General features: G+C 56.5%; 2 protein-coding genes. Both read left to right on the forward strand.

The features are described 5' to 3' along the window. On the forward strand, positions 1-4,434 hold a 4,434-nt coding region (locus NXT09_RS22255), incomplete at its 5' end, for a non-ribosomal peptide synthetase (protein WP_268581181.1). After that, on the forward strand, positions 4,427-12,819 hold an 8,393-nt coding region (locus NXT09_RS22260; RefSeq protein WP_441845167.1), incomplete at its 3' end, for a non-ribosomal peptide synthetase. The genes NXT09_RS22255 and NXT09_RS22260, both read left to right, overlap by 8 nt.

Raw genomic sequence — 12,819 nt, forward strand, 5'->3', positions numbered from 1 at the left:
CTCACCGAGTTACTGCCTGCGCTGCTTGATGCTCAACCCGGTACGCTGGTCAAAATCACACCGACGCACCTTGCCGCGCTCGGTCAGGAGCTGCAGTCCGCCCGCAAGACCTGCCCGGACCTGCTCTTTGTCGTCGGCGGTGAAGCGCTGTCCCCTGCCACCGTCGCACTCTGGCAGGCGCTCTCTTCCGGCTCCCGCATCATCAACGAATACGGCCCCACCGAAACCGTCGTCGGCTGTATCACCTTTGATGCCCGTACACCCAATTCACTCACCGACAGCGTCCCCATTGGCCGGCCCATTGCCAATACCCGCATCTATATTCTCGATGCGAAAGGTCAGCCCGTACCGGTCGGCGTCGCCGGCGAACTCTACATCGGCGGAGCCGGCGTCGCACGCGGCTACCTCCACCGCCCCGACCTCACCGCCGAGCGCTTTATTGCCGACCCGTTCTCTGATGCAAAAGAGGCCCGACTGTACAAGACCGGTGACCTCGGCCGCTGGCTGCCTGACGGTAATATCGAATACCTCGGCCGTAACGATTTCCAGATTAAGGTGCGCGGTTTCCGCATCGAACCGGGGGAAATCGAAGCCCGACTGCTGCAGTGTACCGGCGTGCAGGAAGCGCTGGTCATTGCCCGTGAGGACAGCCCCGGTGACACCAGACTGGTCGCCTACCTCATCGCGCAGCCCGGAGCTACACCTGAACCGGCAGACCTACGCCAGCAGCTTAGTCAGCATGTAGTCGAGTACATGGTGCCCAGTGCTTACGTCATCCTCGACGCCTTCCCGCTCACGCCAAATGGCAAGCTGGACCGCAAGGCGCTGCCCGTTCCCGGTCAGTCCGCCGTAGTTACTCGTGGTTATGAAGCCCCGCAGGGCGACGTCGAAATCACACTGGCTGCGCTCTGGCAAGAGCTGTTGGGGTTGGATCGTGTTGGCCGCCACGATCACTTCTTCGAACTCGGCGGACATTCGCTGATGATCGTCAGCCTGATTGAGCGACTCCGCCGTACAGGATTGACGCTTGATGTGCGTGGCGTTTTCTCAACACCGGTTCTCAGTGAAATGGCGCTGGCGATACAGACGTATCAGGATCAACCGACCGTTGTCGTACCGCCTAACCGTATTCCGGCAGGATGTACTGCGCTTACTCCTGATATGCTGCCGCTGGCAACGCTTACTCAGGCGGAGATCGATCGGATAACCGATACCGTGTCTGGCGGTGCGAGCAATATACAAGACATCTATCCGCTCGCACCGTTGCAAGAGGGCATTCTCTTCCACCATCTCCTGCAAGATCAGGGGGATACCTACCTGCTGCGCAGCATGGTGGCCTTTCCCCACCGCGAACGTCTTGATGCGTTTCTCGGAGCACTTCAACACGTCATTAATCGCCACGACATTCTGCGCACTGCCGTTTGCTGGCAGGATTTAAGCCAGCCAATGCAGGTGGTATGGCGTCAGGCAATATTGCCAATCAACCATTTTGAACCGACCTCACAGGACGAGGTACTGGCAGAGTTGCAGGCCCATACCGAGCCGCGCACACGTCGGATAGATCTCAGTCAGGCACCGTTGTTCAGGGCCGATATTGCTCACGATCCCCAGAAAGGTGAGTGGCTGCTGGCGCTGAGTTTCCATCACCTGATCAGCGATCATATGACGCTGGCGCTGATCGTCAGCGAAATCCGCTTATTATTGCAGCATCGGGCTGACGCGTTACCGACCCCGCTCCCGTACCGCAATTTCATCGCCCAGACGCTAAGCGTACCGAACTCAGCGCATGAAGCGTATTTCCGCGACCAGTTAGCCGATGTTGATGAACCGACCGCACCTTTCGGGTTACTTAACGTACAGGGTAGCGGCGAGGACATCCACGAAGCCCGTCTGGTGCTGGATTCCACATTGGCATCCGCTATTCGACAACAGGCTCGTTCTCTTGGCGTCAGCCCCGGCGTGCTGTTCCATGTTGCCTGGGCGCAGGTGCTGGCACAGACCAGCGGTCGTGATGACGTGGTATTTGGCTCTGTTCTGCTCGGTCGTCTTGCCGGCGCAGAAGGGGCTGACCGAATCATGGGGATGTTCATCAATACGCTGCCGCTGCGAATTTCTCTTGCAGATCGCGGCGCAGCAGAGGTGGTTCAGCACACCTCACACAATTTGATGACGCTACTGGAGCATGAGCAGGCACCGCTGGCGCTGGCTCAACGCTGTAGCGGTGTGACACCGCCAATGCCGTTATTCAGTGCTTTACTCAACTATCGCCATACGCAGGCCGGCTCGACCGACAATACCTTAAGCGACATTCGTGTACTAACGTCAGAAGAGCGCACCAACTATCCACTCACGCTTGCAGTAGACGATAGGGGCGAAGGATTTAGTCTGGTTGCGCAGACGCTGGCAGACATCGACCCTCATCGTCTGGTGAGCTATCTGATGACGGCAATCAGCAGCCTGGTCGATGCGCTGGAAACAGAACCTCAGCGTTCCATACTGAGCCTGCCGGTGCTGCCGGACAGCGAACGTCAACAGATGCTGGTTGATTTCAACGCAACCGACGTGGATATCCCACGGCATGCGCTTATCCACGAACTGTTTGAAGCACAGGTTGCCCGCACACCTGATGCCATCGCGGTGGTATTCGGGGAAACCGTCCTTAGCTATGACGATCTTAATCGCCGGGCTAATCGCCTTGCCCACCATCTTCTCTCGTTCGGCGTACAGCCCGACGCGCGCGTCGCGATTTGCGTCGAACGCGGTCTGGACATGGTTGTCGGGCTACTCGGTATCCTCAAAGCAGGCGGAGCCTATGTACCATTAGATCCGACTTATCCCGTCGAACGTCTGCGCTACATGCTCGATGATGCCAAACCCGTCGTACTGCTCACTCAGTCGGCCCATATCGGGATAATGAACGACAGCTTGCCTGCGGTTCTGCTTGATGGCGGAGACGCCAGTCCGTTTGATAACGAACCGGATACTCCGACTGAGGCTCGTAAACAAGGGCTAACGCCACAGAATCTGGCCTATGTAATTTACACCTCTGGCTCAACAGGGAAACCCAAAGGCGTCATGGTGGAACATGCCAACATGGTTAATTTCCTCTGTTCGATGCGTAAGGAACCCGGCATAACCCAAGAGGATGTTCTGCTCGGCGTCACGTCTCTGTCTTTTGATATCTCCATATTGGAGATCTTCCTGCCGCTATTGAACGGTGCTCGGCTGGTTCTGGCCACGCAGGCACAGGCGGCAGATGCACAGCAGTTGGCGATGCTGATCGAACGCCACGCGGTGTCCTTCATGCAGGCCACGCCGTCGACCTGGCGTATGTTACTGGAGTTAAGTGATTTCACCCTGCCGCCGGACTTTAAAGCACTGTGCGGGGGGGAAGCGCTGCCTGAGAATCTGGCGACCGCGTTGCTTCAGAAGGTAACGACGCTCTGGAATCTGTATGGCCCGACAGAAACTACGATCTGGTCCACGCTAAATGGCCTGACGGCACCAACACCTTATATTGGTCACCCCATTGCCAATACCCAGATCTATATTCTGGATCCGCAGGGGCGCGTGGTTCCTCTCGGCGTCGCGGGGGAAATCCATATCGCCGGTGCCGGCGTCGTTCGCGGCTATCTTGGTCGTCCCGATCTCACGGCAGAGCGCTTTATCCACGATCCGTTCTCACGTTCGCCAGAAGCCCGGATGTACAAGACGGGCGATCTCGGGCGCTGGCTACCTGACGGCACCCTTGAGTATCTGGGGCGTAACGATTTTCAGGTCAAAGTCCGCGGCTTCCGTATCGAACTGGGCGAAATTGAAACCCGCCTCGTCCGCTGCCCAGGGGTACACGATGCCGTGGTCATTGCCCGCGAAGATAGCCCCGGCGACAAACGACTGGTTGCCTACCTGCGTGCTCAGCCAGATACGGTGCTTGATCCTGCCGAACTACGCCAGAGGCTCAGCGAGGAATTGGCCGAGTACATGATCCCGAGTGCATTCGTCACGCTGGATGCCTTCCCGCTCACGCCAAACGGCAAACTTGATCGCAAGGCGCTACCAGCACCAGACCAGTCGGCAATAGCCACTCGCGGTTATGAAGCACCGCAGGGTGAACTGGAAACCGCGCTGGCTCGGATTTGGCAAACGCTGCTGGGGCTGGAGCGTGTAGGACGACAGGACCATTTCTTTGAGCTCGGAGGGCACTCGCTCCTTGCCGTGCAGCTAAACGCCCGCATACGTGCGGAATTTTTAACCGACATCCCCATCGTTGCCATTTTCCAACATCCGCAGCTATCCGCACTAGCGGAGGTCATTCTGGCCGCACAAATCCACGCAGCCTGGGGAAATGACACCGACGCTCTCACACACGATCTCGACTCAATGTCAGCAGAAGAATTAATGGCGATTTTAGACGGAGACACAAATGATGAATAAAGAAAACATGAGCATTGAAGAGCTAAAACGCGCCGTTCTGGAGAAAAAAGTTAAAGAACAGCTGAAGCAGCGTGGACATCAACAGCGTCCGTCGATTAAGAAAGTTGATAGGAATATGCCGCTGCCACTCTCTTTTGCTCAACAGCGGCTGTGGTTTATTGGCCAGCTCGATCAGGCAGCCAGTCAGGCCTATCATCTTCCCGCTGCTCTGCGGCTTACCGGCAAACTCGATAAACTGGCGCTCAGGGCTGCACTTGATAGCCTGATCGCTCGCCATGAAAGCCTTCGCACGCATTTTGCGCTGGTTGATGGGCAGCCCTGCCAGCAGATTGCCCCCGAAGAGACCCGCTTTTGTTTATCCAGCCTCGACCTGCGCGACCTTGACGAAACGGCACGAGCCCAACGGGTGGCCGAGTTGACCGAGAGTGAAGCGCGTGAGCCGTTCGATCTCATGCAAGGTCCGCTGATTCGCGGCCAGCTATTACAGTTGAGCGATGAAGAACATGCTTTGCTCATTACCCAGCACCACATCATCTCCGATGGCTGGTCTCTGGGGATCTTCGTTCGTGAATTTTCTGCCCTGTATCGCGCCGCACTCAGCGGACACCCGGCCCATTTACCACCGCTACCGATTCAGTACGCCGATTATGCCGCCTGGCAACGCGACTGGCTCAAAGAAGATACGCTCGCCGAACAGCGTGATTTTTGGCATAAGCAGTTACAGGGCGCGCCCGCGCTGTTAGAGCTGCCAACTGACCGTCCGCGCCCTGCCGTGCAGCGCTATGTGGGCAGCCATGTATCTTTCCATCTCAGTGCCGATGTTCTTAATGCGCTCAAAATACAAGGTCATCAACAGGGAACCACGCTGTTTATGACCGTACTTGCCGCATGGAGCCTCGTGCTGTCTCGTCTCAGTGGTCAAGACGACATCGTCATTGGTACGCCGATCGCCAATCGTACCCGCCATGAACTGGAAGGGCTGATTGGCTTCTTCGTTAATACGCTGGCACTGCGCATTGAGCTGAACCCGTGTAAGACGCTGGAAGCGCTGCTGGCTCAGGTTAAAGAACAGTCACTTTCCGCTTATGCCCATCAGGATCTCCCGTTCGATCAGGTCGTGGAAGTGCTGCAACCCGCACGTAGCCTCAGCTACAGTCCAATTTTTCAGGTGATGCTGGCTCTGAATAATACGTCCTCACAGAGATTAACGCTGCCCGATCTGGACGTCTCTTTTATTGAACAACCTAAACACAGCGCTCAGTTTGACCTGATGTTATCGATTAGCGAAACAGATAATGGTCTGACTGGCTCGCTGGAATATGCCGTCGATCTTTTCGATCGGGAAACCATTGAGCGCGTGGCTGGCTACGTAGTAAATGTACTTACAGCCATTGCCACCGACGTGGCACAACCTCTGTGGTCCGTACCGATGCTGTCGGCAGACGAGCGCCAGCAGGTGCTGGTCGACTTTAACCCGGCCAACGCCGAACTGCCGGCTCCCGCGCTGATTCAGGCACGCTTCGAAGCACAAGTGCAACGTTCACCCGACGCCACCGCCGTCGTCTTCGAATCACGTTCGCTCAGCTATCAGGCGCTCAACCGTCGTGCCAACCAGCTCGCCCATCACCTCATCGGCCTCGGCGTTAAACCCGATGACCGCGTCGCCATTTGCGTCGAACGCAGCCCTGAAATGATTATTGGCCTTCTGGCTATCCTTAAAGCTGGAGCTGCCTATCTTCCGTTAGACCCCGCCTACCCATCCGAGCGCCTTGCCTATATGTTGGAGGACGCCACGCCCGTGGCTCTGCTCACCCAGTCGGCACTCACCACTGTCCTACCGGACACCGCGCTGACCACCGTACTGCTCGACGCAAACGACGACGTTGACATGCAGCCTGACCACAACCCCGACGCGAACGCGCTGGGCGTCACGCCAGGTCATCTCGCCTATGTTATCTACACCTCCGGTTCCACCGGTAAACCCAAAGGCGTCATGGTCGAGCATGCCAGTGTCACCCGCCTGCTCGACGCAACGCAGGACGATTTCCACTTTGACAGCCACGACGTCTGGACCCAGTTCCATTCCTTTGCGTTCGACTTCTCCGTCTGGGAGATATGGGGGGCACTCACCTACGGCGGCAGGTTGGTTGTCGTTCCGGCCCTGTGTGCTCGTTCACCGCAGGAGTTCTATTCCCTGATCTGTCGTGAGCGCGTAACGGTACTTAACCAGACGCCGGGGGCGTTCCGCCAGTTGATTGCCGCACGGGATGACGCTGACCACACGCTGCGGTGCATCATCTTCGGCGGGGAGGCGCTGGAGCTACATATGCTGGCCCCGTGGATAGCGGATAACCCGGTTGAACACACCCGTTTGATTAATATGTACGGCATCACCGAGATTACCGTTCACGCCACCTTCCGCGAACTGACTGCCGCCGATATCAACGCCGGACGCGGCAGCCTCATCGGCAAGCCCTTGTCGGATCTGCGCGCCTACCTGCTTGACCCGCACGGTCAGCCGATGCCGGTCGGTGTCTCCGGTGAGCTCTATATCGGCGGAGCCGGCGTTGCGCGCGGCTACCTCAACCGTCCCGAGCTGACCGCTGAGCGCTTTATTGCCGACCCGTTCTCTGAAAGCCCGGCTACCCGCCTCTACAAAACCGGCGACCTCGCCCGCTGGTTGCCTGACGGGACGCTGGACTATCTGGGGCGTAACGACTTCCAGGTCAAGGTGCGCGGTTTCCGTATCGAGCTGGGGGAAATCGAGTCCCGGCTGGTGCAGTGCCCTGGGGTTCAGGAAGCGGTGGTGCTCGCCCGTGAGGATGTCCCGGGGGATACCCGTCTGGTGGCCTACATTCAGCCTCAGCCCGAAGCGGTGCTGGAACCGGCCGAACTACGGCAGCAGCTCTCGACACATTTAGCCGACTATATGCTGCCTAGTGCCTTTGTCACGCTCGAGGCTTTCCCGCTCACGCCAAACGGCAAGCTGGATCGTAAGGCACTCCCTGCACCTGAACGTTCCGCCGTGGTAACACGCGACTATGAGGAGCCTGTCGGGGACATTGAAACGGCATTGGCTGAAATCTGGCAAGACCTGTTAGGGTTAGAACGGGTGGGACGGTATGACCACTTTTTTGAACTCGGCGGCCATTCATTGCTGATTGTCAGTTTGATTGAAAAACTGCGTCACCTCGGCTTAAAACTCGACGTTCGTAGCGTATTTACCGCACCGACGCTCATCGAACTGGCTGATGCCGTTCAACACGATCGGGGCGAACCCCGCTTCACGACGCCAGACAACCTGATCCCCGATGGTGCTGAACGAATCACGCCGGACATGTTGCCACTGGTAACGCTGTCGCAGCAGGATATTGATGCTATTGCTGATACCGTGTCTGGCGGCGCCGCCAATATACAAGACATCTATCCTCTGGCTTCGCTACAGGAAGGGATTCTTTTCCATCATCGCCTGCATCCAGATAACGATCCCTATGTGGTATCGGCGCTCTTGCGGGTAGAAAATCAGACGAAGCTGGATGCGTTTATTGCCGCATTACAATCCGTGATTAACCGACACGATATTCTGCGCACGTCAATTCACTGGACGGAATTAGCGCAGCCGGTTCAGGTGGTACATCGCCACGCGCTGCTGAATGTGCATCATCTGGAACCAGAAAACCGCAACGATGTGGTCACCACGATGCGAGATCGCGTCGTTTCCTCACATACCTCAATGGATTTGTCTCAGGCACCTTTAATGCATTTGTATGTTGCGCCTGATTCAACATCACCGACGCGTTATGTCCTGCTTCAATTTCACCACATTATTGATGACAACCTTTCATTGCGTCAGCTACTCGCGGAAACCACTGCGTTTCTACAGGGAAAAGGTGAGGCGCTCCCACCCTCATTCCCGTATAGAAATTTTGTGGCTTACTCCCGTCAGGAGGAGAAAAACCAGGCAGCAGAAGCATTTTTTCAAGACTATCTGGCGGACATCGACGAAGTTACGGCACCGTTTGGCGTGGCAAATATTCAAGCCAGCGGTGAAAGCGCTACCGAAGCGCGTCAATCGCTGAGTCCCGAATTTTCACAAACGATCCGTGACGTTGCCCGTCGGTTCGGCATCAGTCCAGCTGCGCTGTTCCACGCCAGTTGGGCATTGGTTATCGCCCGCACCAGCGGACGGGACGATATCGTATTCGGCACGACATTATCCGGACGAATGTCAGGTCTCGATGGCAGTACAACGGCATTAGGCATGTTTATCAACACGCTTCCCTTCAGGATAAAACTGGCAGGGATGAGCGTGGCTACGCTGGTCAACACCGCGAATGACATATGCGCCAATTTATTACGCTATGAGCAAACACCGCTGTCCACTGCCCAGCGATGCAGCGGGCTCGGCACGATGCCGCTGTTCAGTGCCTTGCTCAATTGCCGCCACACTAATGACAGAGGTGTCGAAGCACCGAATTTAAGACAGTTCGGTGTAGAAAGCCTGTTTAGCCGTGAACGCACCAACTACCCATTGGGCATCTCAATTGATAATAATCGTGAGTATTTTTCGCTCTCAACCCAAACTATCAGTCCTATCGATCCGAATAGGGTGAATGCCTATCTGTTGCAGGCAGTAGAACAGATCGTCTCTTTATTAACTGCTGCGCCGGAAACGCTGGCGGAGACTATCGATATATTGCCAGCCTCAGAATACAAACAATTATCGGTGGGCTTCAACGCAACCCAGCGTGATTTCCCTGATGGTGCCTTAATCCATCAACGGTTTGAACAACAGGTTGCCCAAACGCCTGACGCGATTGCGGTCGTATTCGACACGCAGACGCTCAGCTATGACGACCTTAATCGTCGCGCCAATCAGTTAGCCCACCATCTCCTTTCGCTCGGCGTGCAGCCGGATGACCGTATCGCCATTTGTGTAGAACGTAGCGTGGAGATGATCGTCGGTCTATTGGGCATTCTTAAAGCGGGTGCGGCTTATGTACCGCTCGATCCTGCTTATCCAACCGAGCGTCTGACCTACATGCTGGATGACGCTAAACCGGTCGCACTGTTAACCCAGACAGCGTTGATTGAGACGCTGAACAGCACGTTGCCGCTGGTGATACTGGATGATCCGCAATCCGCCGCCTTTAAGTCTGCCTCACAAGACAATCCGGATGCGGATGCGCTGGGGCTAACGCCACATCATCTGGCTTATGTTATCTATACCTCAGGCTCCACCGGCCAGCCGAAAGGCGTGATGATCGAGCATCATAGCCTGTGTAACCTGGCTAACGCACAGATTCGCGCATTTGGCATCACTGAAAATAGCCGGCTTTTACAGTTTGCTTCTTTCAGTTTTGATGCCTGTATCTCCGAAGTGACGACCACGCTGTGTCAGGGAGCCTGCCTCGTTCTGGCCTCTCGTGAGGCGTTATTGCCCGGTGACGCGTTACTCAATACGCTACAAACACAGGCTATTACTCATGTGACGCTCCCGCCAATTGCTGCCAGCGCCTTGGATCACTCCGCTGAGCTTCCTGATTTGACGACTCTGATATTCGCGGGCGAGGCGTGCCCTCCGGCACTAGCCAAACGCTGGGCAACCACGAAGCGGGTCATTAACGCGTATGGCCCAACGGAAAGCACCGTCTGTGCAACGATCTATCAATACTCTCACATCGGGGACGATTTTCTGCCCATCGGGAAACCGATCGACAATACCCACGTTTATATTCTTGATGCGAAGGGTCAACTCGCCCCCCTTGGCGTCGCTGGCGAAATGTATCTGGGCGGCGTCGGTATTGCGCGCGGCTACCTCAATCGCCCCGAATTGACCGCTGAGCGCTTTATTCCCGATCCGTACTCCGACCAATCCGATGCCAGAATGTATAAAACCGGCGACCTTGGCCGCTGGCTACCCGATGGCAATATAGAATATTTAGGTCGTAATGATTTTCAGATCAAACTACGCGGTTTTCGTATTGAGCCTGGCGAAATCGAAGCGCGTCTCATGGCCTGCTCTGGAGTACAGGATGCCGTTGTTATCGTCCGGGAAGATAACCCTAACGATAAACGGCTGGTTGCCTATATCCGGCCCCATACCGGTGCTGAAATCGAACCGGCCACATTGCGTCTGCAGCTCTCACAGCATCTGGCTGAATATATGTTGCCCGCCGCGTTTGTCACACTGGAACAGTTTCCACTAACCCCGAACGGGAAACTTGACCGTAAGGCGCTCCCCGCACCTGACCAACTTTCTGTTGCAACCCGCGGCTATGAAGCGCCGCAAGGAAGCATCGAGATCGCATTGGCGGATAGCTGGAAAACGCTACTGCGGCTGGATCGCGTTGGACGTTATGACCACTTCTTTGAACTCGGCGGCCACTCGTTAATGGCCGTCAACTTGATAGAGCGGCTGCACCATCTGGGTTGGACAATTGATGTCAGCCGTATCTTCTCTACGCCGGTGCTGTGCGAGATGGCGCAGGCGGTACAAGCGAATCAGGACAAACCAGCGTTCTCGGTGCCGCCTAACCGTATTCCCAAACACTGCTCAGCGCTCACGCCCACGATGCTACCTCTGGCTACACTCACTCAGGCAGAGTTGGACACCGTTGTCGCTAGCGTATCCGGCGGCGCGGCCAACGTGCAGGATATCTATTCTCTCTCGCCGCTCCAGCAAGGCATTTTGTTCCATCATCGCCTACAAGAGCAGGGCGACGCCTATCTGCTTAACAGCTTGTTGGCCTTTGATAACCGCGAGCGGCTTGATACGTTTCTGCACGCCCTGCAACAGGTTATCGATCGCCACGATATTTTGCGTACCTCGTTCTGCTGGCAGGGGCTGACTCAGCCGGTTCAGGTTGTATGGCGTCACGCACCGCTGCCGGTGAGTACGTTTGTCCCAGCCTCAGACGACAATATTCTCTCGCAGTTGAAAGCCTACACCGACCCGCGCCATCGTCGCCTTAATCTCAATCAGGCACCGCTGCTCTCCGCCGATATCGCCCATAATCCGGCGACGGGTGAATGGCTATTGGCATTTGGTTTCCACCATTTGGTTGGCGACCATATGACGCTGGACCTCATCGTCAGTGAAATCACCTTACTGCTTCAGGGACGCGCGGAGACGCTACCACCGTCGCTTCCCTATCGTAATTTTATTGCTCAAATCCTGAGCGTACCGCCCTCTGTTCATGAACAGTACTTCCGTTCTCGTCTGGCGGACATCGATACGCCAACCGCACCTTTCGGCATATTGCAGACGCAAGACGACAGCGAACAGATCGCTGAAGCACGTCTTCCTCTGGATACCGCATTAGCACTGGCGATTCGCCAACAGGCTCGCCAGCTCGGCATCAGCCCAAGCGTGTTGTTCCATGTCGCCTGGGCACAGGTGTTAGCCCATGTCAGCAACAGCGATGATGTGGTGTTTGGTTCCGTATTCCTCGGTCGTTTGCAAGGAACGGCAGGGGCAAGTCGAATTATGGGGATGTTTATTAACACGCTACCTCTGCGTATCACCCTCGCAGACCGCAGCGTGCTGGATGTTGTGCAGGAAACCTATCGCGATTTAACCGCGCTTTTGGAACACGAGCAGACACCGCTAACACTGGCGCAACGCTGTAGCGGCGTCATGCCACCAATGCCGCTGTTCAGTGCGCTATTCAACTACCGTCACAGTCAGCCGGGCACAACGACAGACAGGGTATGGCGTGGTATGCGTTTGCTCACAGCAGAAGAACGTACTAACTACCCTTTCACGCTTTCAGTTGACGATCTTGGCGAGCGGTTCCGTCTGGTTTCTCAGGCTATTGAAGGGGTCGATCCACTGCGCCTTGCGCGCTATCTGGAAACCGCGATTCAGGGGTTAATTGAGGCGTTAGCCACCGAGCCACAGCGCCCTATTATGACGCTGCCGATCCTACCGGACAGCGAACGCCGGCAGGTTATGCTCGACTTCAACGCCACCGACGCCGATTTCCCGCAGGATGCACTCATCCATCAGATCTTTGAAGACCAGGCCGCCCGCTCGCCCGAGGCCATCGCCGTCCTCTTTGAAGACCAGCACCTCTCCTATGAGGCGCTCAACCGCCGCGCCAACCAGCTCGCGCACCACCTGCTTTCGCTCGGCGTAAAACCCGATGACCGCGTCGCCATCTGCGTCGAGCGCTCGCTCGACATGGTTATCGGCCTCCTCGGCATTCTCAAGGCCGGCGCCGCCTATGTCCCGCTCGACCCCGGCTACCCTGCCGAGCGTCTCGCCTACATGCTCGACGATGCCGCCCCCGTCGCCCTGCTCACTCAGGCCGGCCGCCACGAGCTTCAGACCGGTTCCCTCCCGCTCATCCTGCTCGATACCGCTGACTTCAGCACGCTGAG

Source organism: Pectobacterium jejuense, assembly GCF_026800125.1.
Taxonomy (GTDB): domain Bacteria; phylum Pseudomonadota; class Gammaproteobacteria; order Enterobacterales; family Enterobacteriaceae; genus Pectobacterium; species Pectobacterium jejuense.